The organism is Pseudomonas sp. MYb2, from assembly GCF_002979955.1.
In the GTDB taxonomy this organism is placed as follows: domain Bacteria; phylum Pseudomonadota; class Gammaproteobacteria; order Pseudomonadales; family Pseudomonadaceae; genus Aquipseudomonas.
Window position 1 is genome coordinate 62,415 of record NZ_PCQC01000012.1, and the last position, 24,315, is coordinate 86,729.

Sequence of the window (24,315 nt, forward strand, 5' to 3'; positions counted from 1 at the left end):
GAACCATTGATTTGTACGGAGTTGAAACCGGTTTGGAACGCATTGCAGTCATCGACTTTGAAACCACTGGCCTGTCGCCGAACAGCAGCTGTCGCGCCACGGAAATCGCCGTGGTCATGCTGGAAAACGGCCGTATCGTCGAGCGTTACCAGAGCCTGATGAACGCGGGTGTGCGCGTCCCCGCTTTTATCGAACAACTGACCGGCATCAGCAACGCCATGCTGCGCACCGCGCCGCCGGCCGAGCAGGTGATGAACGAGGTCAACGAGTTTGTCGGCTGCACGCCGCTGGTCGCGCACAACGCCTCGTTCGACCAGAAGTTCTGGGACTTTGAACTGGGGCGGATCAAGCGTACGCGGTTGCAGAACTTTGCCTGTTCGTTGCTGCTGGCGCGGCGGCTGATGCCGGCGGCACCGAATCACAAACTGGGTACGCTGACCACGTTTGCGCGCCTGCCACACACCGGCCAGGCTCACCGGGCCATGGCCGATGCCGAGATGGCGGCCAACCTGATGGCGCATCTGGCGGAAGAGTTGCGCGGCAAGCATGGCGTGCGTGAGCTGTCACACGACCTGCTGTGCAAATTGCAGAAAGTCCCTGCCGCGAAAGTCAGCGAGCACCTGCAGCGCTATCGCTGATCCCCAGCCCAACACAGAACCCTGTAGGAGTGAGCCTGCTCGCGATGACGGTGTGTCAGTCAACATTTGTTTCGACTGATGCGCCGCCATCGCGAGCAGGCTCACTCCTACATTGGATCTGTGTTGATCCGAACTATTTGCCGTTACTTTCGATGTGGCCGAGCGGCACGCGCCTTTCGACGGCGCTCGACAGCACGATCGAGGTCTTGCTGAAGCCGAATTTCGCCACGCGATTGATCAACTCCTCCAGCTCCGTCATCGATCCCACCGCGGCTTTCATCATTACGCACGGATCGCCCGTGACCCGAAAGCACTCCGTCAGTTGCGGGATTTTCACCAGTTCGTCATACACCTTTTGACTACCGTTCTGGTGCAGCCTCAGCTCAATCACGCACTGGATCGGCAGACCGATTTTCGACAGGTCGATTTTCGCCTCATACCCGGTGATCACCCCGGATGCCTCAAGCTTGGCCACCCGCTCGGCGACGGCGGGGGCGGAGAGGTTAACTTTGCGCGCGAGGTCGGCGTAGGACGCACGGCCGTTTTCGAGCAGGGCGCTGAGCAGCATGCGGTCGTATTTGTCCATGCTCGGACTCCTGAAAATGCCGGACTTTCGAAATCTCGGTTTAATCCGTCGATCTCCGTGTTTTCAGAAGTGTAACGGCGCTATAAACAGGTTTTGTAACTTATTTTTGTCCGTGCGCCTTTCTAGAATAATCAATCCCCAGACCCAGACGTTCGAGTTGCCCATGCCTGCCTTGCGCCGTTTTTCCTTGCCGCTGATCGCCGCGTTTTTTGCGTTGTACGTGATTTGGGGATCGACCTATCTGGTGATCCGCATTGGCATTGAATACTGGCCGCCGCTGATGCTCGGCGGTGTGCGTTTCGTGATCGCCGGCACGTTGATGTACGCCTTCCTGCGCTGGCGCGGGGCACCGGCGCCGACCTGGGCGCAGTGGAAAGCGGCGGGGATCATCGGGATTCTGCTGCTCAGTTTCGGTAATGGCGCAGTGAGTGTGGCTGAACACACCGGCGTGGCTTCAGGCGTGGCGGCATTGGCGGTGGCGACGGTGCCGCTGTTTACTTTGCTGTTCGGTTATTTTTGGGGCGCACGTAACACGCGCCTGGAATGGGCCGGTGTGGCACTGGGGATCATCGGCATCGCCATGCTCAACATGGGCTCCAACCTGCAATCGAGTCCGCTGGGCGCGGCATTGCTGATTTTCGCGGCGGCGACCTGGGCGTTCGGCTCGGTGTGGAGCAGACATTTGCCGTTGCCGCAGGGCGCTATGGCCAGTGCGGTTGAGATGTTGGTCGGCGGTGTGGTGTTGCTGATTGGCAGCGCCGTCAGTGGCGAACGCCTGCAAGCCGTGCCGCCGATGGAAGGCTGGCTGGCGCTGGCGTACCTGATTTTCTTCGGCTCGATCATCGCCTTCAATTCCTACATGTACCTGCTCAAGCACGTACGTCCAGCGGCGGCGACCAGTTATGCCTACGTCAACCCGGCGGTGGCGGTATTGCTGGGGATCGTGTTTGTTGGCGAGACCATCGGAATCGAAGAGGCGCTGGCGATGCTGGTGATCATCAGCGCCGTGGTGCTGATAGGCTTGCCGCAGTGGCGCCGGCCAGCACAGCCGCCAGTCGTGGCGCCGACAGCCGTTCCCACAGAAACGCGTACGAATTAGGGTAAACTGCGCGGCATTGCATGCCTGCGTTATTTTTTCCTACGGTACCTCCATGACTTTCGCCACCCTTGGCCTGATCGAACCCTTGCTGCGCTCCCTCGAGAAGCTCGGCTACCAGACCCCGACGCCGGTTCAGGCGCAAGCCATTCCGGCCGTGCTGGCCGGTCGTGACCTGATGGCAGCCGCTCAGACCGGCACCGGCAAGACCGCCGGTTTCGCCCTGCCGCTGCTGCAGTTGCTGGCCATGGAAGGGCCGAAAGTCGCCGCCAACTCGGTGCGCGCATTGATTCTGGTGCCGACCCGTGAACTGGCCGAACAGGTTCACGAAGCCGTGCGCCAATATGCCGAAAACCTGCCGCTGCGCACTTATGCGGTGTACGGCGGTGTCAGCATCAACCCGCAAATGATGAAGCTGCGCGGCGGTGTTGATCTGCTGGTGGCAACGCCGGGGCGTCTGCTCGACCTGTTCCGCCAGAAGGCGCTGAAATTCAATCAGCTGCAAACCCTGGTGCTCGACGAAGCCGATCGCATGCTCGATCTGGGCTTCTCCGAAGAGCTGGCGAACATCTACCGCGCACTGCCGAAGAAACGTCAGACGCTGCTGTTCTCCGCGACTTTCTCCGATGACATCCGCCTGCTCGCCGGGCAGATGCTCGACGATCCGCTGACCGTCGAAGTCAGCCCGCGCAACGTCGCCGCCAACACGGTCAAGCAGTGGATCGTGACGGTAGACAAAAAGCGCAAGGCCGAACTGTTCGTGCACCTGATGCGCAAGAACAAATGGAAGCAGGTGCTGGTGTTCGCCAAGACCCGTAACGGTGTGGATGCGCTGGTGGAAAAACTCCAGGGCCTCGGTGTGAATGCCGACGGTATCCACGGCGACAAGCCGCAAGCGACCCGTCAACGGGCGCTGGATCGTTTCAAGCTCAGTGAAGTGCAGATTCTGGTCGCGACTGACGTGGCGGCGCGAGGTCTGGATATCGAAGATCTGCCGCTGGTGATCAACTTCGATCTGCCGATCGTGGCGGAAGACTACATCCACCGCATCGGTCGTACCGGTCGTGCGGGCGCGACCGGTGAAGCGATTTCGCTGGTGTGTGCGGATGAAGTGAACATGTTGTCGGCGATCGAGATGCTGACGCGCCAGACCTTGAAGCGTGAGAACGAGCCGGATTTCGAGCCTGAGCACCGTGTGCCGGATACCGATGCCAGCGGTCAGGTGATCAAGAAGCCGAAGAAACCGAAGAAGCCGAAAGCTTCGGGCGGTGGCGGCAAGCGTAATCTGGGCAAGTGGGTCGACAGCGGCGAGACGCAGGCGCCGGAGCCTTCGGTCAAGCCTGTGCGCAAGGTGCCGGTGTTCAATACTGGACCTCGCAAGCGTAAGCCTTAAAGTCAAAAGCCCCTCATCGGAACGCCGCCCGCCTATCCCTCTCCCGGGGGGAGAGGGGACTGATTGGGGGATGCTTGCGAAGTACGCCGACCTGATCCTACGGCTGTGAATCCATAATCGACTCGGTCTTTCAGGTCGATGGATGACAGCAGATACCTCGGTCGGCTGGCCGAATCCATAATCGACTCGGTCTATCAGGTCGATGGATGACAGCAGATACCTCGGTCGGCTCCCTCTCCCTCTGGGAGAGGGCTGGGGTGAGGGTTCAGGCAGACGCCTCGGATTTGAGCCACTGCACGACCCCCAACCCCGCCGCCCGCCCGCTGGCAAAACACCCCGTCAGCAAGTACCCGCCCGTCGGCGCTTCCCAATCGAGCATCTCGCCCGCGCAGAACACCCCCGGCAACGTCTTGAGCATCAAGCGCTCATCCATTTCTTCGAACATCACGCCACCCGCACTGCTGATCGCCTCGTCCAATGGCCGCGTTTTCACCAGCGTCAGCGGTAGCGCCTTGACCGCCCGGGCCAACAACGCCGGATCAGCGAACGTGGCGGCATCAGTGAGTTCACGCAACAACGCCGCTTTGACCCCATCAATCCCGATCTGGCTGTGCAGATGCTTGGCCATCGAACGCGAACCGCGAGGTTTGCTCAGCGCCGTCTGCAATTTATCCACAGGCCGGCCGGGCAGCAGGTCGATGTGAATAGTCGCCGCGCCATATTGATTGATCGCCTCACGAATCGGCGCCGACAGCGCATAAATCAGACTGCCTTCGATCCCGGTCGCGGTGATCACGCATTCGCCCAAGCGCGGAATGTCGTCGTTCAAGCCGATGGCGATATTTTTCAGCGGCGCGCCGGCGAATTTGCTGACCATCAAATCGCTCCAGGCCTGCACCTCGAAACCACAATTACTTGGCTGTAGCGGCGCCAGTCCTACACCGCGCTGCTCCAGCGCGAGCATCCACGCACCGTCGGAACCAAGGCGTGACCAACTGCCACCGCCGAGGGCGAGCAGAGTGGCGTCGGGTTTGACGGTGATTTCACCTGCCGGGCTATCGATGCGCAACGCGCCGTGTTCATTCCAACCGAGCCAGCGATGGCGGGTGTGGATAACCACGCCGCTGTCGCGCAGACGCTTGAGCCATGCGCGGAGCAGCGGGGCGGCTTTCATATCAGTAGGGAAAACCCTGCCGGAGCTGCCGACAAAGGTTTCGATGCCCAGATCGTGAATCCATTGGCACAACGCATCGGCGTCGAAGCCGCGCAGCAACGGCGCGATCTGCGGTGCGCGTTCGGCGTATCGCGAGAGAAACGCCGGATACGCTTCGGAGTGGGTGATGTTCATCCCGCCGACGCCGGCCAGCAGAAACTTGCGGCCCACTGAGGGCATGCCGTCGTACAGGTCGACGCGAATTCCAGCCTCGCTCAGCACTTCAGCGGCCATCAGGCCGGCAGGGCCACCGCCGATGATGGCGACGTGAGCGGGGAAGGAGGCGGAGTTCTGGGTCATGGGCATGCGCTGCGGTATGGCGGGATAAGGCGCGCATTCTAACAGCCGAGATCCCTGTAGGAGCTGCCGCAGGCTGCGATCTTTGCTGTGGATTTTTACCGGCAAGATCAAAAGATCGCAGCCTTCGGCAGCTCCTACGGGTTATCCACAGGCCGTTCCACAGCGATTGTGGGTAACGCAGCCCAGCTCAATGACAACCGTGTGACCGCCAGACGCGCTGCGCACTGTGATGGAGGATGCCGTGGCGACGGGCGAGGGCGTGGCGATCCTTGCTGTAGCCGCCGCCGATCACGCCCATCACCGCAATGTCGCGGCCCAGGCAATGGCGCATCACGCTTTCATCACGGGCGGCGACACCTGCATCGGTCAGTTGCAGATAGCCGAGGGCGTCATCCTTGTGCACATCGACACCGGCGTCGTACAGCACCAGGTCCGGTTGATACAGCGGCAGCAGGTAATTGAGCGTGTCGTCGACCACTTTCAAATAGTCGGCATCACCCATGCCTTTGGGTAGGGGAATATCCCAGTCACTTTCGGCTTTGCGTGCAGGAAAATTCTTCTCGCAGTGCAGGGAAACGGTGATTGCCTCCGGTGTGTCATGAAGAATTCGCGCCGTGCCGTCGCCCTGATGCACATCGCAATCAAAGATCAGCACGCGATTGACCCGGCCGCTTTGCAGCAGGTAATGGCTGATGATCGCCAGGTCATTGAAGATGCAGAAACCCGCCGGGTAATCGTAATGCGCGTGATGGGTGCCGCCGGCCAGGTGACAGGCCAGACCGTGCTCCAGCGCTTTTTCCGCTGCCAGTATCGAACCGCCGACCGCACGCACCGTGCGCCGTGCCAGTGCTTCGTTCCATGGCAGGCCAAGGCGCCGTTGGTCTTCGCGGGACAACTCGCCGCTCATGTAGCGTTCGATATACGCACGGTCATGGGCGAGGGCGAGGATGTCGTTGGGGCAGATCTCCGGGCGCAGCAGATCGGCGTCACGGGTCAGCCCGCTGTCGACCAGGTGATCGCGCAGCAAACGAAACTTGTCCATCGGGAAGCGGTGATCCGCCGGAAACTCGGGGCTGTAGTCTTCGTGGTAGATCAGCGGCAGTGGCATGGCGGTTTCATGTAGGAACGTAGGAAAGAGTGAAGGATCCTACCAGCGATGTAGACTTGCGGCATGGAAACGGAGGGGACCGATGGAGCCGATACTGGAACTCGAAAGCGCGCGCTTGCTGATGCGTCAGTGGCAGGACGAGGATTTGCCGGCATTTGCCGCGATGTGCGCCGATCCTCAGGTGATGCGCTATTTTCCGGCAGCGTTGAGCCGTCTGGAAAGCGCGTCGATGATCGGCCGGGTGCGCGGGCATTTTGCCGAGCATGGTTTCGGCTTGTGGGCGCTGGAGCGCAAGGACAGCGGTGAATTCATCGGTTTCACCGGGCTCGGCGTGGTCGGCTTTGATGCGCCGTTCACTCCGGCAGTGGAAATCGGCTGGCGCCTGGCCAAGGAGCATTGGGGCCTGGGTTACGCCAGTGAAGCGGCGTGGACCGCTCTGCGTTGCGGCTTTGATCGATTGGCGCTGAAGGAAATCGTCTCCTTCACCGCGCAATCCAATCTGCCTTCGGAGAAAGTCATGCAGGCGATCGGCATGCATCACGCTCCCGAAGATGATTTCGACCACCCGAAACTGGCCGTCGATCATCCATTGCGCCGGCATGTGCTGTATCGCATCACTCGGGAACAATGGCTGCAAACCTTGCATGGCTAAGCCGACACGGACGTTTACAATGGCCGCCATATCATTGGCCCGTGCCAGAATCTGAATCGGCCACCGCAGCCAAGACTGCGCGGCATTGCTTTGTGTGAGGAGAGTCTGAATGAGCCAAGTGTTGGAAGATCTGGTCGATTTGCTGACCCTGGAACCGATTGAGGAAAACCTGTTCCGTGGCCGTAGCCAGGACTTGGGTTTCCGCCAGTTGTTCGGCGGTCAGGTGCTTGGTCAGTCACTGTCGGCGGCCAGTCAGACGGTTGAAGAGGCGCGCCACGTGCACTCGATGCACGGTTATTTTCTGCGTCCAGGCGACGCCAAATTGCCAGTGGTTTATTCGGTTGATCGCGTGCGCGATGGCGGCAGCTTCAGCACCCGCCGCGTCACGGCGATCCAGAAGGGCCATCCGATTTTTACCTGCAGTGCTTCGTTCCAGTACGACGAAGCCGGCTTCGAGCATCAGAGCCAGATGCCTGTCGTGGTCGGCCCGGAAAATCTGCCGTCGGAGCTGGAGCTGTTCCAGCAACGCGCGCAACTGATCCCCGAACACATGCGTGAAAAGCTGCTGTGCCCGAAACCGATCGAAGTGCGCCCGGTCACTGAAAAGGATCCGTACAACCCGCAACCGGCCGATCCGGTGAAGTACGTGTGGTTCCGTGCTGACGGTGCGCTGGCCGACATCCCTGCGCTGCACAAATACCTGCTGGCCTACGCCTCGGACTTCGGCCTGCTGACCACCTCGATGCTGCCCCACGGCAAGTCGGTCTGGCAGAAAGACATGCAGGTCGCCAGCCTCGATCACGCGCTGTGGTTCCACAACGATCTGCGCGCCGATGACTGGCTGCTTTACGCGATGGACAGCCCGTGGGCCGGAAATTCCCGTGGCTTCTCCCGTGGCAGCGTGTACAACCGTGCCGGGCAACTGGTGGCTTCGGTGACGCAGGAAGGTTTGATTCGTCATCGCAAGGATTGGGCATGAGCCTGAGCGAAGTTCGCCATTGGGTGTTCGACATGGACGGCACGCTGACCGTCGCCGTGCATGATTTCGCGGCGATTCGCGTGGCGCTGGCGATTCCGCCGGAGGACGACATCCTGACGCACCTCGCGGCGTTGCCGGCGGATGAGGCCGCAGCGAAACACGCATGGTTGCTTGAGCATGAGCGCGATCTGGCGCTGGGTTCGACCCCGGCCACCGGTGCGGTGGAGCTGGTGCGTGATCTGCATGCGCGCGGTTATCGCCTCGGCATCCTCACCCGCAATGCGCGGGAGCTGGCGCACGTGACGCTGGAGGCGATTGGTCTGGCTGACTGCTTCGCGGTGGACGATGTGTTGGGCCGCGACGAAGCACCGCCGAAACCGCATCCGGGTGGACTGTTGAAGTTGGCAGAGGCTTGGGATGTGCCGGCCAGCGAGATGGTGATGGTCGGTGATTACCGCTTTGATCTGGACTGCGGGCGAGCGGCGGGCGCGCGGACGGTGTTGGTGAATTTGCCGGATAATCCGTGGCCTGAGTTGACCGATTGGCATGCGAAGGATTGTGTCGAGTTGCGGCAGATGCTGCTGGCCTGAAATCTTTGGTGCTTTAGCGGCCCTCATCGCGAGCAGGCTCACTCCTACAATTGGAATGCGTTTCCCTGTAGGAGTGAGCCTGCTCGCGATGGCGCCAGCTCAAACAACACAAAACTTATTCAAACAACGCCTTCTGCCCCTCCGGCGAGGTCAGCATCCCATCGCCGTTATGCCCAACCCCCGGCACTTCAACCAGTCGCTGATTAACTCCCTCCGGGTGCCGACGCAGCAAATAGCCGAAGTACAACTTCCCACGCTCCAGGCGATACGCCCCTTGCGCCTCGGCTTCGCAACCCTTGTCCAGTGCCGGATGCTGCGGATCGATGTCCTGCTGCCCGAGCAGATAAATCATTTCGCGTTTGACGTAACTGCTCTCGAGTTGCAACGGCGTTTGCCCTCCGGCATACACCGGCATGTCTGCCAGACCGTACTTCCAGCGATTGAAACCTGCACATTTGGCGTGATCGAACGCCACTGGCCGCTGTTCATTGAAATACGCATAGGAGGACGGATTGGCTACCACATAGCGCAGACGGATGCCGTTGGCTTTCAGCGCGGGCTGATCCTTGGCGAGCAGGGCATAACGCTGTACCACTTGACCGCCCCCGGAATGACCGAAGATCACGATCTGCTTCACGTCCGGAAACTGTTTGCGATCGCTGATTCGCCCGACGATCTCGTCGAGCGCCGCGTAGGAACTCAACGGATTCGGCCCTGTGGATAATCCGCCGCCCATCCACTCGTTGCCTTGCCAGCGCAGCAGTGTGGCGGGCAAGGAGTACAGGACAACATCGCTCTCATTGAGAAACTGCGGCGCGATCACCAGCGTGTGCGCGCTTTGTACCGCCAGTTCAGCCGCGCTTTCGGCGCTTTTGCGATAGGTCTCGGCGTTGCGTAACCGGCCGTGAATGACGATCAGCACACGTTCGATTTTCTCCGGTGCCGGGCCGATGCCGACGGCCATTTCCCCGGCCTTGAGTTGCAGGCGACCGGGGCTGATGGCGTCGACGCCGGCGGCTTGTGCAGTGCTGCCAATAATCAGTAAAGCCAGAAGCCATTTATGCATTTACAGGTTTTTCGCCGCGAAGGTGTCGCACTGGCCGACCTGGCCTTGCGCGAATCCGGTTTTGAACCAGCGCACCCTTTGCGCCGACGTACCGTGGGTAAACGAGTCCGGCACCACACGGCCCTGACCCTGTTGTTGCAAGCGATCATCACCGATGGCATTGGCCGCGTTCAAGGCCTCCTCGATGTCACCCGGCTCCAGCCAGTTCAGGCGCTTCTGCGCACTATAGGCCCAGACGCCGGCGAGACAGTCAGCCTGCAATTCCTGACGCACCAGCAAACCGCCGTCACCTTCCATCTGTCGACCTTGCTGTCGAGCTGTCTGAATTTTCGCCGAGACGCCAAGCAGCGTCTGCACATGGTGTCCGACTTCATGCGCGATCACGTAGGCCTGGGCGAAGTCGCCGGCCGCTTTGAAGCGTTGCGACATTTCCTGGAAGAACGCCATGTCCAGATAGACCTTCTGGTCGGCCGGGCAGTAGAACGGGCCGGTCGCCGAGGTTGCAAGACCGCAGGCCGAGTTGACCCGATTGCTGAACAGCACCAGCGTCGGATCTTTATATTGCCGCCCGGCCTGCTGGAAAATCGCGCCCCAGGTGTCTTCGGTATCGCCAAGGATCGAGCGGACGAATTCGGCTTGCTCGTCGTTGGCCGGTGGCGCCTGACGGGTTTGCGAGGTCGGCGCCGATTGTTGTGTCGATTGCCCGGCGAGCTGCCCGAGAATTTGCAGCGGATCCTGCCCGGTGATCCAGCCGATGCCGACGATCAGCAGAATGGCGCCCAGACTCAGGCCTTTGCCGCCACCGAAGCGCATGCCGCCACCGCCGGAATCATCACCACGGGCGTCGACGACGTTGTCACTGCGTCGGCCTTTTTTCCATAGCATGTGGGAATCCTCTGAATGAATCTGGTGATGAGTGTTGCTGGTGCGTGGGAGTGGCGCCAGTCCGGTCGTCAGACCATCGTGATTGATGACGGTTCTGAGCACATTGTCTATTCGCCAGCTTACAGCTGTGCAGCGTTGAAGGTATCGCACGTATCGATACGACCGCTATCGAATCCGGCCGTGAACCATTGGGTGCGTTGTTGTGAGGTGCCGTGGCTGAACGTCTCCGGACGAACCGAGCGGTTCTGTGCACGCTGCAGATAGTCGTCACCGAATACGCTGGCGGCGTTCAAGGCTTCTTCGATATCGCCAGGTTCCAGCCAGGTCAGGCGCTGTTGGGCATGGTATGCCCAGACCCCCGCAAGGCAATCGGCCTGCAGTTCGCTGCGCACTTCGAGGCCCGCGTTGCCGATCACCGGTAGTCGTGCCGAGAGGGCGGTTTCAAACGGCTCGGACATGCCCAGTTCAACCTGCACATGATGGCCGACCTCGTGCGCGATGATGTAAGCCTGGGCGAAGTCGCCGACCGCTGAAAAGCGCTCGGCCATCAGCTCGAAGAACTGCGGGTCGAGATAGATCTGCCGATTGCCCGGGCAGTAAAAGGGGCCGATCGAGCTGTCGGCGGCACCGCAAGCGGAGACCACGCTATGACTGAACAGCGTCAGTGTGGGGGTGGGGTAATGGCGTGCGGTTCGGGCAAACAGCAACGTCCAGGTGTCTTCGGTGTCACCCAGTATCGACTCGATAAACCTGAGTTGGGCAGCGTCGGCGGACGAAGCGGGTCGGCTGACGTCATTCATCTGGCTCGGGTGTTGCCAGGGAGTGCTGTCGTATGAGGCGTAGAGCGCCGCGCCCGAGAGGGTGACGGCTGCCAGGCCGGCAGCGATTTTCTTCCCTGTCTGAGTGCGGGCGTCCTTGCCCTTTCGTGTGTCATTGACGTTGTCGCTGCGTCTCGCTCTGGTCCATAACATGTTTGCGTTCCTTCATAGGTTGGGGGTGTAAATCACCTCGCCTATGAATAACCGCGCGCGTCAGAATCTGCTGGGCATAAATGTAAGGGCGCGTAAGACCCTTTTCGAATCTGCCGTTTCGGTGTGAGTCATCAGCCTTTTCCCACTCACTGGTCGAATGCATCCCACACTGGCGCGAAGTCCGGGCTGACCTGTCGCTCGCGCTTGGACAGACCGGCAATCAGCGCCCGGTCTTGATCATCCAGATTGACCTCAAGTGCCGCCAGATTGGCGAGTTGGTTAGTAGCGCTGCTCGCCTTGGGAATCGCTGCCACGTTGTCTTGATCGAGCAGCCATTTCAGTGCGACCTGGGTCGGCAGTACGCCGTGTCTGGCGGCAATTTGCTGAATTTCGCTGATGTGTGAAACCTTGTTGCGCGCCAGCGGTGTGTAGGCCGTCAGCGCCATATTGTGTTGCCGGACGTAATCGAGCAGGGCGGTTTGTCCGAGCAGGACGTGGTACTCGACCTGAATCGCTGACAGACCGATGCCGTATTCCTCGACGACTTTGCGCAACAACGGCAGAGGGAAATTCGCCACGCCGATGTTGCGGGCCAGGCCTTGTTCCTTGAACGAGGCCAGCGTGTCGAGAGTGCGTGGCAGATCCCAATCCTTGGTGGGCCAGTGGATCATGAACAGGTCGACGTAGTCGCTGCGCAACGCCTTGAGGCTGCGATCCATGGAGTGGCGCATCGCGTCCGGTTGCAACTGATCCCACCAGACTTTGGTGGTGACATGAATCTGCTCGCGCGGTGTCGGTGTATTCGCCAGCGCTTGTCCGACGGCATCCTCATTGTTGTAGGCCGCTGCCGTGTCGATGTGTCGATAACCCAGCTCCAGCGCTTGCTCCACGGCACGGGTGCATTCTTCACCGAGCATCGGCCAGGTGCCGAGACCGAGTTTCGGCATGTTCAAACCCTGGGCGTTAACAATGTGCTGCATGGTCGATCTCCTGTTCGAAAGCAGTAATGCCGGCGATATGCCAGGCGGCGATGTAACCGAAAGTCAGGGCCGGGCCGATATTGATGCCGCCCGCCGGGTAGTGACCGCCCATGATGCTGGCCATGTCGCCACCCGCCGCGTAGAGGCCGGCGATGGGTTGTTCGTTGGCATCGAGCACTTGCGCGTGCGGATTGACCTTGAGGCCGGCAAACGTGCCGAAGCAGCCGGGCTGGACTTTCACGGCGTAGAACGGCCCGGTTTCTATTGGGGCAACGCAGGGGTTGGGACGGTTTTTCGGATCACCCTGTTTACGGTTGTAGGGTGTGGTGCCGCGCCCGAACAGCGGGTCTTCGCCGTGGCGGGCATGGCCGTTGTAGTTATCCACAGTCTGGCGCAAACCGCTCGGGTCGATGCCGCAGGCAATGGCCAATTCCTCAACGGTGTTACCGGTTTTCAGATAACCGCTGCGGATGAATTCCGACACTGGCAGCGGAAACGGCCTCGACATGCCGAGGCCATATCGCCGTTGAAAGGCGCGCGTGCAGATCAACCAGGAGGCGACTTCTTCGCCTTCCGGCGCAGCAGCAATCATGGCGCTGACATAGTCGTAGTAACCGTTGGCTTCGTTGACGAAGCGCTGTCCGTTACGCTGCACGCCGATGATCCCCGGTTTGCCGCGCTCGATGATGTGTGGGAAATGGCCGATGCTGCCGTCGGAATACGGCACTTGCGACACCGGTGCCCACGCCACGGCTGAAGCGACCTCGGTGTTGACTCGCGCTCCTGCGCTTTCACCCAGGCGCAAGCCATCGCCGTTGACGGCCAGCGGCGGCAATGCCCAGTGTTCATGACCGGTTGGTGTGCGCGGGAACAACGCTTTGCGCCGCTCGATGTCATTGGCGAACCCCCCAGCGGCAAGTATCACGGCTTTGCGTGCGCGAATGCGGATCGGACCTTTGCGGGTCTCGACCACGGCGCCGGAAACCCGCGAGCCGTCGCGCAGCAGCTCAGCCACCGGCGCCGACTCCCACAACAAGACGCCGAGGTCTTCGGCAGATTTTGCCAATCGCGCAATCAGCGCCACGCCATTGACCAATTGCATGGCCCGGCCATGAACGGCGAGGTCCAGCAAGTGCCGGGTAAAGCGCCGAGTGACATGCCATGCGGCTTTCAGCGAACGGGTCAGATTGAGGAACGCCGACAGATCCGCCCCGGCCATGATCGGCATACCCATGAAGGACGTTTCACGCATGGTTGTGCGAAGGCGCTTGAGCAAGCGTCCGACTTCGCGCCCATCGTAAGGCGCAGCGATCACCGAACGTCCGCCGGTACCTGCACCCGGTGTTTCGCCATGAATGTCGGCAATGGCGTTGCCATCGGCGAATTGCAGGGCAGTGTGTTGCTCGAAAAAGGCGACCATGCGCGGGCCGGCTTCAAGGAAAGCGTTGATCATCGCCGGGTCGTACTGCTCACCCAGTTCATGGCGCAAATACGTGCGCGGTTGTTCGATGTCTTCGACGATTCCGGCCCGACGGGCCAATGGATTGCACGGCACCCACGCCCAGCCACCGGACCAGGCCGTAGCGCCGCCGAACACTGGATCCTTCTCGACGACGATGACTTTCAAGCCATGCCACGCGGCGGTCACGGCGGCGGACAAACCGGCAGCGCCAGACCCGACGACCAATACGTCGCAGTCGATATCAGGGAGTTCGGCAGACATCAAACAACGCTCCAGCGGAAATTGTTTTTGGAATTTGATTCCAGAAAATAGCGAGTGCTGGAGTCGTTCGACAAGCCTTGATCCAACAAAACGGGCGGTTATCGAACAATCGGTTCCAGATTTCGCTTTGCAGCGGATGTCTTCTAGAATCGGCAAAATTTCAATTGGATGTCCCCATGGCTGGCAGTCAAATCGAACGGGTTTTCAGCGTGCTGGAAAGCCTTACCAGTGATCCGCGCGGGCTGCCGATGCAGGCGCTGGCCGAGCAACTGGATATCCCGAAAAGCGCCACGCACCGCTTGCTCGCCGAGCTGATTCGCCTCGGCTACGTGCGGCAGAATCCGGAAACCTTGCGCTATCACTTGTCGACCAAACTGGTCGCGATGGGCTTTCAATACCTGTCGAGCAGCGGTGCCGACATCGTCCAGCCGGTGCTTGATCGACTGGCGCAGGAAACCGGTGAACTGGTGCGCCTGGGGGTGATCGACGGCGAGCGCCAGACCTGGATAGCCAAGGCCCAAGGCGCGCGCACCGGTCTGCGTTATGACCCGGACATGGGCCGCGACGCGCCGCTGTTTTACACCGCGTCCGGTCATGCGTGGCTGGCGTGCATGAGTGATGCCGAGGCGTTGTCACTGGTCGAGCGGCAGGCTGCGGAAGTGCCGGTGGGCGTGGGGCCAAACGCACCGCGCTCAAATATCGAGTTGCTCGAACGGCTGCGTCTGGCCCGTGAACAGGGCTATGCCTGTGTCGAGGAAAGTTCGGCGGTGGGGACTTCGGCGATTGCGGCGGTGGTGAAGCATCCAACGAATGGTCGGGTGATTGGTGTGCTGAGCATCGCCGGGCCGAGTGCGCGGATGCCGGGGGCGCGCTTGCATGAGTTGGCGCCGCTGTTGCTGAAATTCACCGAAGAATTATCAGCAGCCAGTCTGGCCTCGGAACTGTTTATCTAATCCGCCGAAAATCCCCGGTAGGAGCTGCCGAAGGCTGCGATCTTTTGACCTTGTCTTTTAATAGCAAAATCAAAAGATCGCAGCCTTCGGCAGCTCCTACATGGATATTCGTTTGGCGTGAATTTGTGCGGTGTTCGCACGGTTTTGCGGTTAATGGGTGTTTGATTCTGGAACTCGGTTCTAAATTGTTTGCGGAGTGTCATTCCAAGAACAATCACAAGAGGACCGCACCTTGAATTCGCCCCTTCGAATCGCCCTGATCGGCGCCGGCAATATGGGCCAACAACATTATCGGCATCTGCAAGCCCTCAGCGAAGCGACGCTTTGCGCAGTGGCTGATCCCGGGCCGCAAGCCGCAGCGCTTGCGGCTGAATGGGGCGTCAGGCATTTCGCCGATCATCGTCAGATGCTCGAACACATCAGGCCGGAAGCGGTGATTATTGCCAATCCAAATAATCAGCACGTCGCTACGGCGCTCGATTGTCTGGTGGCGGGTGTGCCGGTGTTGCTGGAGAAACCGGTCGGTGTGCACCTCGATGAAGCGCGTGAGCTGGTCGCGGCGGTTAAACGCAGCGGCGTGCCGGTGCTGGTCGGCCATCATCGGCGACACAATCCGCTGATCGTGCGTGCCCATGAGTTGGTGCAGAGCGGCGCGCTCGGGCGGTTGACCACGGTCACCGCGCTGTTCCAGTTGCGCAAGCCGGACAGCTACTTCGAGATCCCGTGGCGCCGTGAACCGGGCGCCGGGATGTTGCTGACCAACCTGATTCACGACCTCGACTTGCTCCGGCACCTGTGCGGTGAAGTGCGCTCGGTCCAAGCGATCACCGACAACACCGTGCGTGGTTTTGCCAATGAAGACAGCGCGGCAGTGTTACTGCAATTCGAGGGCGGCACATTGGGCACGTTGAGCGGATCCGATGCCGTCGCCGCGCCCTGGAGTTGGGAGTTGGATTCCGGCGAAAACCCGGTGTATCCACGTCAGGCCGATCAGCCGTGCTATCTGCTGGCCGGAACCGCCGGTGCATTGAGCATTCCGCAGCTCAAGCGTTGGCATTACGCCGCTGATCAGGTCGACGCCGGTTGGCATGAACCGTTGCTGGTGGTCGAAGAGTCCTACAGCAGTGACGAAGCTTTGCGCTTGCAGTTACAGCATTTCGTCCGCGTGGCGCGGCGTGAAGTCGAGCCGCTGGTGAGTGCGGCGGATGCTGCCCGCACCCTTGCACTGATTGAAGCCATCCGCGAAGCCGCCGCTACTGGCCGAGCCTGCGCCCCTGCACTGATCGAGGCTTGAGCATGAGCGAACGAATCCTGTCCCTGGCCAGCCTGACTGTGCTGGAGTTATCGCCGCCGCAGATGGTCGAAGTGGCCGCCCGTGCGGGTTACAGCCATGTCGGTCTGCGTCTGGAGCCGGCAACCCCTGAGGAATATCACTTTCCGCTGGTCGCCGATGATGATTTGCGGCGTCAGACATTGGCGCAGTTGCGTGATACGGGAATCCGCGTGCTCGACGTGGAAATCCTGCGTCTGAAGCCACAAACCATCGTCGCTGATTTCGAGAAACTTCTGACGGTCGGCGCGGAATTTGCCGCGACTGAATTGCTGGTCGCCGGTAACGATCCTGACGAGCAGCGGCTCACCGATAACTTTGCAGCATTGTGTGATCTGGCGAAGCCCTATGGTTTGCACCCGCATCTGGAATTCATGCCCTGGACCGATGCACGCAACCTTGAGCAGGCGTTGCGCATCGTAGAAAACGCCGATCGGGAGAATGCGGCGGTGCTGGTGGACGCGTTTCACTTTGATCGTTCGGGTTCACGGTTGGAGAATTTGGCGGGTGTTGCGTCCTCGCGCCTGCGCTATGCGCAATTGTGTGACGTGGCGGGGCCGCGACCGTCGGACATGGCCGAGATCTTGCGTCAGGCGCGCAACGAGCGACGGTTTCCCGGCGAAGGCGATTGCGACTTGCTCGGGTTGTTGAAAGCGTTGCCAGCTAATATTCCACTGAGTCTGGAAATTCCCACGGTGAAACTGCTGGAGCAAGGCGTGAGCGGGTTGCAGCGGGCGCAGATGGCGATTGATAGAACCCGGGAATTATTGGCGCGGCTGTAAGCGGTGCTGCGCACCTATTGCGGGCAAGCCCGTTCCCACAGGGGGAGGCAAGCCTGTCCGCGAAGCTTTTGATTTTTTATGGCAACACAAGGATATCCAATGACCGTCAGCACCCCGCTCTCCGGTGTAAACCAACCCTTCAAGGGCATCTTGCTGATCGTCGTGGCAACCTTCCTGTTCTCCAGCCATGACGCACTGTCGAAATATCTCTCCGGTTTCTATCCGATCGTGATGGTGGTGTGGGCGCGCTATCTGGTGCACACCTTATTGATGGCGGGGATTTTTCTGCCGCAGTCCGGGTTGCGCGTCCTACGCACCAAGAAGCCGTTATGGCAGTTGGTGCGGGCACTTTGCCTGCTCGGCACCAGCCTGTTTTTCACCACGGCGCTGCTGTACATCCCGTTGGCGGAAGCCACGGCAGTCAACTTTCTTGCGCCAGTGTTGGTGACCGCATTGTCGGTGCCGTTGCTCAAGGAGCGAGTGACCCGAGGCCAGTGGATCGCCGTCATCTGCGGCTTTATCGGCGTGCTGATCATCGTCCACCCGGGCGGTGAGTTGTTCACACCGGCAGTGTTGCTGCCGTTCTGCTCAGCGCTGTTTTTCTGCTTCTATCAACTGCTGACCCGCAAGCTCGCCGAAGTCGATAGCCCGACTACCAGCAACTTCTTCGCCGGGCTGTGCAACACGCTGGTGATGAGTGCGCTGGTGCCGTTCTTCTGGCAAGTGCCGACGCTGACCCATGCCGGGCTGATGCTGGCGCTGGGCAGTTGCGGGATGACCGCGCATCTGTTTCTGACCCAGGCGTTCCGTCATGCCGCACCGGCACTGCTGGCGCCGTTCGGTTATTGCCAGATCGTGTTTGCGGGGCTGTTGGGCTGGTTGCTGTTCAATCACACGCCGAGTCTGTTGACGATCATCGGCATTGCGGTGATCTGTTGCAGCGGGCTGGCGGCAGCGTGGCAGCAGAGCCGCCGCTGAAGGATACGCAAACCCCTGTGTAGGAGCTGACGAGTGAAACGAGGCTGCGATCTTTTGATCTTCAACATCAAGATCAAAAGATCGCAGCGTGCCGCAGCTCCTACAAGGGGAGGGTTGTAGGCAGGTTATTCGGTGATGGTAGGAATCTTGCGCGGGGCCATGAAGTACATCCACGTCAGCGCAATGAAATACATCGCCGGGATCAGGGTGAACAACACCGTGTAGTTGTTGTTGGTCACGGTCAGGATATGGCCGACGATCTGGGTCATGAACATCCCGCCAATCGCTGCGCACATGCCACCGAATCCGAACACCGTGCTCATCATGTGCTTGGGCGTGTAGTCCATCACCAGGCTCCAGATGTTCGCCGTCCAGGCCTGGTGTGCACCGATGGCCAGAGAGATCGCAGCCACTGCAACCCACAGATTCGCTGAGCCGGCCGCCATGACCACGCCGATGATGCAGCAGGCGAACAGGAACATCGACAGCAGCCGCGCCTTGATCGAGTTCATCCCGCGGCCGATCAGGAACGAAGACAGAATGCCGCCGCCGACGCTACCGAAGTCAGCCGTGACGTAGATGATGATCAGCGGAATACCCATCTGGGTGACGTTGATGCCCAGGTTGTATTGCTGATTGAGAAACGGCGGCAGCCAGTACAGGTAGAACCAGAACACCGGCGCGGTCAGCGCATAAGCGATGGCGAAGGCCCAAGTGCCGCGCATGCGCAGGATTCTCGAGAACGGTACGCGGGCCTGCTCCGGTTCGACTTCTTGCTGGATGTAGTCCAGTTCGGACTGTTTAACGCTCGGGTGATCTTCCGGGTTGAAATACTTCAAGCCCCAGAACAGCAGCCAGATCCCGCCCAGTGCCGACATGCACAGGAACGCCGCTTGCCAGCCCCACACGTGGAGAACCAGTGGCAGCAGCATCGGCGTGAACATCGCGCCGACGTTGGTGCCGGCGTTGAAGATGCCGGTGGCGACGGCACGCTCGCCGGCCGGGAACCACAGGCGCGTGGTTTTCACGCAGGCGGGGTAGTTCGCCGCTTCGGTGAGACCGAGGATGAATCGGCAGACCATGAAACCAACGGCCGAAGTCGCCAGGCCGTGGGCGCCGGTGGCCAGGCTCCACAGCAGCACGGCGCAGAAGAACACGCGTTTGACGCCGACCCGGTCGATCAAGCGGCCCTGCAGGACGAAACCGATTGCGTAACCGACCTGAAACCAGAAGTTGATATTGGCGTAATCCATCGCCGTCCAGCTCATTTCCTTGGCGAGGATCGGCTGCATGACGCCGAGGGCGGCGCGGTCGATGTAGTTCAGGGTGGTGGCGAAAAACACCAGCGCCAGCATGCCCCAACGGGTCTTGCCGACGGCCATGGCGCCGCGGATCTTGTCGCCGATGCCACCCGTGGCAGTGCTCATGGCCGGAGCCATGCGGGAAGTCTGTGAAGGAATCATGTGTTCCACCCGTTTTTGGATTTGTTATTTGGTGTGCTTTTTACTTTGCACGCTGCGACCGGTGGTTCAGATCCGGACTCAATGTGCGGTCGATGTTGGGCAGTGGACGAAAAATCGTCAATTCGCCAAACCGCCATTGTGTTCGATAATCGCACGCAAAACTAACCGGGTAGTACACTTTAAATTGCTGCCGCGATCGATGCAGCCAATAATTTCCCTACTATAAAAACCCATCCCATGTAGAAGCTGCCGCAGGCTGCGATCTTTTGATTTTGCTTTTCAGCAATAAAGATCAAACGATCGCAGCCTTCGGCAGCTCTTACAGTAAAGATAAAGCGGCGCCGTCCGGGAGTTGAATCATGCAGCGTTCCATTGCCACCGTTTCCTTGAGCGGCACCCTGCCGGAAAAACTCGAAGCCATCGCCGCCGCCGGGTTCGACGGGGTGGAGATTTTCGAAAACGACCTCCTGTACTACGACGGCAGCCCGCGGGAAATTAAACAGATGTGCGCCGATCTCGGCATCGCCATCACCCTGTTTCAGCCGTTCCGCGATTTCGAAGGCTGCCGCCGCGATCGTCTGGCGCGCAATCTGGAGCGCGCCGAACGCAAGTTCGATCTGATGCAGGAACTGGGCACCGATCTGGTGCTGGTCTGCAGTAACGCCTCGGCCGACAGCGTCGGCGATCAGCAAATTCTAGTCGATGACCTCCGGCTGCTGGCTGAACACGCCGGTGCGCGTGGTTTGCGCATTGGCTACGAAGCGCTGGCGTGGGGTCGTCATGTGAATACTTATCAACAGGTCTGGGATATCGTGCGCCAAGCCGATCACCCGAGCCTCGGCGTGTTGCTCGACAGCTTTCACACCTTGTCGCTGAAGGGCGATCCAAGCGCCATTGCCGACATTCCTGGCGACAAGATCTTCTTCGTGCAAATGGCTGACGCGCCGATCCTGCAAATGGATGTGCTGGAGTGGAGCCGGCATTTCCGCTGTTTCCCGGGGCAGGGTGAATTTGATCTGCCGGGTTTCCTCGCGCCGATCATCCAGAGCGGTTACACCGGGCCGCTGTCGCTGGAAATCTTCAACGACGGTTTCCGCGCCGCACCGCCACGGGCCAATGCCGCCGACGGTTTGCGTTCGCTGCTGTATCTGGAAGAGAAAACCCGCCAACGGCTGGAGCAGGAAACCCAATCTGTGGCCAACCGCGAAATTCTCTTCGAAACGCCGAAGGCCAGTGAGTACAACGGCATCGAGTTCCTTGAGTTTGCCGTTGATGAAAGCCTCGGCGCCAAGCTGTCGAACTGGCTGGAGCGCCTCGGTTTCGTCAAGGCCGGGCAGCATCGTTCCAAGAGTGTGAGCCTGCTGCGTCAGGGCGACATCAATCTGATCCTCAACTCCGAACCGTATTCGTTTGCTCACAGCTTTTTCGAGGCCCACGGCCCGTCGCTGTGCGCCACCGCCGTGCGGGTCAAGGACAGCGCCAGTGCGCTGGCCCGCGCCGTCGCCTACAAAGGTCAGCCCTATCGTGGACTGGTCGGCCCCAACGAACTCGAATTGGCGGCAGTGCGCGCGCCGGACGGCAGCCTGATTTATCTGGTCGATGAACAAGCCGATGTCTACGGCACCGATTTCAATCTGCTGGCCGACGCGCCGACCCGTGGCGGTCTCAAGCGTATCGACCACATGGCGATGGCGCTGCCCGCCGACAGCCTCGACAGTTGGGTGCTGTTCTACAAGAGCCTGCTGGATTTCGAAGCGGACGATGAAGTGGTGCTGCCCGACCCGTACGGTCTGGTGAAGAGCCGTGCACTGCGTAGTCGCGACAGCTCGATTCGTTTGCCGCTGAACATTTCCGAGAACCGCAACACCGCGATTTCCCACGCGCTGTCGAGTTATCGTGGTTCCGGTGTGCATCACATCGCCTTCGATTGTGACGACATCTTCGCCGAAGTCAGTCGCGCCAAAGAAGCCGGTGTACCGCTGCTGGATATCCCGCTCAACTATTACGACGACCTCGCCGCGCGTTTCGATTTCGACGACGAATTCCTCAGCGAACTGGCGTATTACAACGTCTTGTACGACCGTGATGCCCAGGGCGGTGAGCTGTTCCACGTCTACACCGAACCGTTCGAAGGGCGCTTCTTCTTCGAGATCATCCAGCGCAAGAATGGCTACGCCGGTTACGGCGCGGCGAACGTGGCGGTGCGACTGGCGGCTATGGCCAAGTCACGCAGTGGCGCCGTGCGCCAGGCGAAGTTGTAGGAAATTCGTAAACGCGGGATTAAACACAGGTCCCGCGGCTTCCTTCACTGTGCTGCGCGGCCCATAATCGCCGCCTGTGCAGTGATGGCCGTGAGCCCGCAATGACGATGAATACAGAACTTTCCGCAGCTACTGAAGTGTCCGCCGTAGAGCCGCGCAAGAGTCGCAAGAACAACCCGGAAAAAACCCGCGAGAACATCCTGCAGGAGGCGATCGTCGAGTTCGTCCAGCAAGGTTTGTCGGGTGCTCGCGTCGATGCGATCGCCGAGCGTATCCACACCTCCAAACGCATGATCTATTACTACTTCGGCAGTAAGGAGCAGTTGTACGTCGAGGTGCTGGAGAAGCTTTACGGCGATATCCGCAACACCGAAAATCGTCTGCACCTGGCCGAGTTGCCGCCGGTGGAGGCGATTCGTCGATTGGTCGAATTCACCTTCGATCACCACGACCGCAACGTCGATTTCGTGCGCATCGTCAGCATCGAAAACATCCACAACGCTGAATTCGTGAAGCGTTCCGATGCGATCAAGGCGATGAACAACACCATCCTCGATTCGCTGGGCGAGATTTTGCGTCGGGGCGCTGAAGTGGGGGCTTTCCGTAAGGGGCTGGATGCACTGGATGTGCATTTGCTGATCAGTTCATTCTGTTTCTATCGCGTGTCGAACCGGCACACGTTTGGCGAGATTTTCCAGATCGATCTGCCGGATGAAAGCATTAAACAGCGTCACCGCGAGATGATCTGCGAATCGGTGCTGCGCTACCTGCAAGCCTGACACAGAACCCCTGTAGGAGTGAGCCTGCTCGCGATAACGGTGTGTCAGGCAACGAATGTGTTGGCTGACACACCGTTATCGCGAGCAGGCTCACTCCTACAGTGTTAACCGTTCATGCTTTGAAAATGCGCCAGCATCCGCTGGGCATTCGGCGCTACACCGCTGAACAGTTCAAACGCCTTCACCGCCTGAAACACCGCCATGTTGCCGCCGTCCAGCGTCCGGCAACCCAGCGCGCGGGCGTTACGCAGCAGTTCGGTCTCCAGCGGGAAATACACGATCTCCGCGACCCACAAATCCTTACGCAGGAGTTCGACCGGCACAGGCATGCCCGGCAGTTTGGCCATGCCCATCGGCGTGGTATTCACCAGTCCGTCTGCCTGATTCAGCGTACTCGGCAGATCATGTCCGGCCACCGCACGACCAAAGCCGAAATGCTGATTGAGATTGTTCGCCAGACTCTCGGCGCGCTCACTGTCGACATCAAAAATGCTCAGTTGCTGTACGCCTTCGCTCAACAACGCGTGAGCCACTGCCGCGCCTGCACCACCTGCGCCCATCTGGACCACACGCTCACGGGCAGCGTCCTTCAAGCCCCGACGAAAACCCTCGGCGAAACCCAGACAGTCCGTGTTATGGCCGATGCGTTTGCCATCCTTCAGCACCACGGTGTTCACCGCGCCGATGCCTTTGGCTTCCGGTGACAATTCGTCGAGCAGCGGGATGATCGCCTGCTTGCACGGAAAGGTAATGTTCAGCCCGGTGTAGTTCATCCGCTCGGCCGCCAGCAGCAGATCGGGCAGGGCGCTGCTGTCCATTTTCAGCTGATCGAGATCGATCAAGCGATACAGATAACGCATGCCCTGCGCATCGCCTTCGTGCTCATGCAGCGCTGGCGTGCGCGAGGCCTGAATGCCGGCGCCGATCAGCCCGGCGAGTATTACGTTAGAGCGAGACATGCGCGTTACCCCTTCAACCGCTGGCTGAAATGTTCCAGTGCCAGGCGATAGCCATGACTGCCAAAACCGGCCATCACCGCTGTGGCAATCGCCGAGACAAACGAATGATGACGGAACGGTTCGCGGGCATGGACATTGGACAGGTGCACTTCGATCACCGGCAACTCACTGGCCACCAGTGCATCGCGAATCGCCACCGAAGTGTGCGTCCACGCTGCCGGGTTGATCACGATCCCGGCGCAACGACCGCGAGCCGCGTGAATCCAGTCGAGCAGTTCGCCTTCGTGATTGGTCTGGCGAAACTCTACGGCCAGGCCGAATTCTTCAGCCGCACGACCGCACAACGCAGAAATATCCGCCAGGGTTTCGTGACCGTAAGTCGCCGGCTCGCGGGTGCCGAGCAGGTTCAGGTTCGGGCCGTTGAGCACCAGAACGATAGGGGGCATGAGGGGTAACTCCACTTATTGTTTTTGGCTTTGGCCGAGGGTTTCAGCCTGTGGAGATAAAATGTACTAGATGGTTACCATGGTCAATTGAACAAAAATGGACGTGGCTTTTTATGTTCGGTGATCGCACAGAAGCAAATTTGATCGAGATATGACGACAGCTTTACTTACGTTTTTTACCGCA

Annotated in this window: 23 protein-coding genes; 12 read left to right on the plus strand and 11 right to left on the minus strand. The window is 60.0% G+C overall.

The window, feature by feature from the left end; genetic code table 11:
• Positions 1-32: 32 nt before the first annotated feature.
• Positions 33-638, plus strand: a complete 606-nt coding sequence (locus CQ009_RS19685) for a PolC-type DNA polymerase III (protein WP_053124223.1) — start codon at positions 33-35, stop codon at positions 636-638.
• A gap of 133 nt (positions 639-771) precedes the next feature.
• Here the strand turns inward: CQ009_RS19685 and CQ009_RS19695 are convergent, their stop codons facing one another.
• Entirely contained in the window at positions 772-1,224 is a 453-nt protein-coding gene (locus CQ009_RS19695; RefSeq protein WP_064392305.1) for an Lrp/AsnC family transcriptional regulator, read from the minus strand.
• 163 nt (positions 1,225-1,387) lie between these two features.
• Between CQ009_RS19695 and yedA the strand changes: the two genes are divergently transcribed.
• Both yedA and CQ009_RS19705 read left to right on the plus strand, forming a co-directional pair.
• Complete coding sequence (yedA, locus tag CQ009_RS19700) at positions 1,388-2,323, plus strand: drug/metabolite exporter YedA (protein ID WP_064392307.1); 936 nt, start codon at positions 1,388-1,390, stop codon at positions 2,321-2,323.
• 52 nt (positions 2,324-2,375) lie between these two features.
• Positions 2,376-3,713: a DEAD/DEAH box helicase gene (locus CQ009_RS19705; protein WP_064392309.1), complete on the plus strand. Its 1,338-nt coding sequence runs from the start codon at positions 2,376-2,378 to the stop codon at positions 3,711-3,713.
• A gap of 265 nt (positions 3,714-3,978) precedes the next feature.
• Here the strand turns inward: CQ009_RS19705 and CQ009_RS19710 are convergent, their stop codons facing one another.
• A complete protein-coding gene (locus CQ009_RS19710; protein ID WP_105708301.1) occupies positions 3,979-5,226 on the minus strand; it encodes a TIGR03862 family flavoprotein in 1,248 nt (415 codons plus the stop codon).
• Positions 5,227-5,413: 187 nt separating this feature from the next.
• Entirely contained in the window at positions 5,414-6,334 is a 921-nt protein-coding gene (locus tag CQ009_RS19715) for a histone deacetylase (RefSeq protein WP_064392311.1), read from the minus strand.
• Between the two features lie 82 nt (positions 6,335-6,416).
• Between CQ009_RS19715 and CQ009_RS19720 the strand changes: the two genes are divergently transcribed.
• From CQ009_RS19720 to CQ009_RS19730, 3 genes are all read left to right on the plus strand, one after another.
• A complete protein-coding gene (locus tag CQ009_RS19720; RefSeq protein ID WP_064392312.1) occupies positions 6,417-6,986 on the plus strand; it encodes a GNAT family N-acetyltransferase in 570 nt (189 codons plus the stop codon).
• 109 nt (positions 6,987-7,095) lie between these two features.
• On the plus strand, positions 7,096-7,965 hold the full coding sequence (gene tesB / locus CQ009_RS19725) for an acyl-CoA thioesterase II (RefSeq protein WP_008082985.1): 870 nt from the start codon (positions 7,096-7,098) through the stop codon (positions 7,963-7,965).
• Positions 7,962-8,555, plus strand: coding sequence for an HAD family hydrolase (locus tag CQ009_RS19730; protein WP_105708304.1), 594 nt, complete (start codon positions 7,962-7,964; stop codon positions 8,553-8,555). The genes tesB and CQ009_RS19730 overlap by 4 nt, the downstream gene beginning before the upstream one ends.
• 115 nt (positions 8,556-8,670) lie before the next feature.
• On the opposite strand, the gene CQ009_RS19735 is transcribed toward CQ009_RS19730, so the two are convergent.
• The 5 genes from CQ009_RS19735 to CQ009_RS19755 all read right to left on the minus strand — a co-directional run bounded on the left by CQ009_RS19735 (position 8,671) and on the right by CQ009_RS19755 (position 14,180).
• On the minus strand, positions 8,671-9,621 hold the full coding sequence (locus CQ009_RS19735) for a hypothetical protein (RefSeq protein WP_105708306.1): 951 nt from the start codon (positions 9,619-9,621) through the stop codon (positions 8,671-8,673).
• A complete protein-coding gene (locus tag CQ009_RS19740; protein ID WP_105708308.1) occupies positions 9,622-10,506 on the minus strand; it encodes a neutral zinc metallopeptidase in 885 nt (294 codons plus the stop codon).
• Positions 10,507-10,625: 119 nt separating this feature from the next.
• Positions 10,626-11,477 (minus strand): neutral zinc metallopeptidase, encoded by an 852-nt coding sequence (locus tag CQ009_RS19745; protein WP_064392319.1) that lies wholly within the window; start codon positions 11,475-11,477, stop codon positions 10,626-10,628.
• Positions 11,478-11,623: 146 nt separating this feature from the next.
• The gene (locus tag CQ009_RS19750; RefSeq protein WP_064392321.1) at positions 11,624-12,457 is read right to left on the minus strand and encodes an aldo/keto reductase; all 834 of its coding nucleotides are present in this window, start codon (positions 12,455-12,457) and stop codon (positions 11,624-11,626) included.
• The gene (locus CQ009_RS19755; RefSeq protein WP_105708310.1) at positions 12,441-14,180 is read right to left on the minus strand and encodes an FAD-dependent oxidoreductase; all 1,740 of its coding nucleotides are present in this window, start codon (positions 14,178-14,180) and stop codon (positions 12,441-12,443) included. Before CQ009_RS19755 ends, CQ009_RS19750 begins: the two co-directional genes overlap by 17 nt.
• Positions 14,181-14,356: 176 nt before the next feature.
• On the opposite strand from CQ009_RS19755, the gene CQ009_RS19760 reads away from it, so the two are divergent.
• The 4 genes from CQ009_RS19760 to CQ009_RS19780 all read left to right on the plus strand — a co-directional run bounded on the left by CQ009_RS19760 (position 14,357) and on the right by CQ009_RS19780 (position 18,223).
• The gene (locus tag CQ009_RS19760) at positions 14,357-15,133 is read left to right on the plus strand and encodes an IclR family transcriptional regulator (RefSeq protein WP_105708312.1); all 777 of its coding nucleotides are present in this window, start codon (positions 14,357-14,359) and stop codon (positions 15,131-15,133) included.
• Between the two features lie 232 nt (positions 15,134-15,365).
• Positions 15,366-16,427: a Gfo/Idh/MocA family protein gene (locus tag CQ009_RS19770; RefSeq protein WP_105708314.1), complete on the plus strand. Its 1,062-nt coding sequence runs from the start codon at positions 15,366-15,368 to the stop codon at positions 16,425-16,427.
• A 2-nt stretch (positions 16,428-16,429) separates the two neighbouring features.
• Positions 16,430-17,245: a sugar phosphate isomerase/epimerase gene (locus CQ009_RS19775; protein ID WP_105708316.1), complete on the plus strand. Its 816-nt coding sequence runs from the start codon at positions 16,430-16,432 to the stop codon at positions 17,243-17,245.
• 99 nt (positions 17,246-17,344) lie between these two features.
• Positions 17,345-18,223 carry a DMT family transporter gene (locus CQ009_RS19780; protein ID WP_034153813.1) on the plus strand — a complete coding sequence of 293 codons (879 nt, stop codon included), beginning with the start codon at positions 17,345-17,347 and terminating at the stop codon, positions 18,221-18,223.
• A 125-nt stretch (positions 18,224-18,348) separates the two neighbouring features.
• On the opposite strand, the gene CQ009_RS19785 is transcribed toward CQ009_RS19780, so the two are convergent.
• Positions 18,349-19,686 (minus strand): MFS transporter, encoded by a 1,338-nt coding sequence (locus CQ009_RS19785; RefSeq protein WP_105708319.1) that lies wholly within the window; start codon positions 19,684-19,686, stop codon positions 18,349-18,351.
• Between the two features lie 359 nt (positions 19,687-20,045).
• On the opposite strand from CQ009_RS19785, the gene quiC reads away from it, so the two are divergent.
• Together quiC and CQ009_RS19795 are read left to right on the plus strand one after the other, a co-directional pair.
• Positions 20,046-21,947 carry a 3-dehydroshikimate dehydratase QuiC gene (gene quiC / locus CQ009_RS19790; RefSeq protein ID WP_105708321.1) on the plus strand — a complete coding sequence of 634 codons (1,902 nt, stop codon included), beginning with the start codon at positions 20,046-20,048 and terminating at the stop codon, positions 21,945-21,947.
• A gap of 101 nt (positions 21,948-22,048) precedes the next feature.
• A complete protein-coding gene (locus CQ009_RS19795; protein ID WP_064392332.1) occupies positions 22,049-22,726 on the plus strand; it encodes a TetR/AcrR family transcriptional regulator in 678 nt (225 codons plus the stop codon).
• Positions 22,727-22,830: 104 nt separating this feature from the next.
• On the opposite strand, the gene CQ009_RS19800 is transcribed toward CQ009_RS19795, so the two are convergent.
• Together CQ009_RS19800 and aroQ are read right to left on the minus strand one after the other, a co-directional pair.
• Positions 22,831-23,685: a shikimate dehydrogenase gene (locus CQ009_RS19800; protein WP_105708323.1), complete on the minus strand. Its 855-nt coding sequence runs from the start codon at positions 23,683-23,685 to the stop codon at positions 22,831-22,833.
• Positions 23,686-23,690: 5 nt separating this feature from the next.
• Positions 23,691-24,131 (minus strand): type II 3-dehydroquinate dehydratase, encoded by a 441-nt coding sequence (aroQ, locus tag CQ009_RS19805; RefSeq protein WP_008084592.1) that lies wholly within the window; start codon positions 24,129-24,131, stop codon positions 23,691-23,693.
• Positions 24,132-24,315 lie beyond the last annotated feature (184 nt).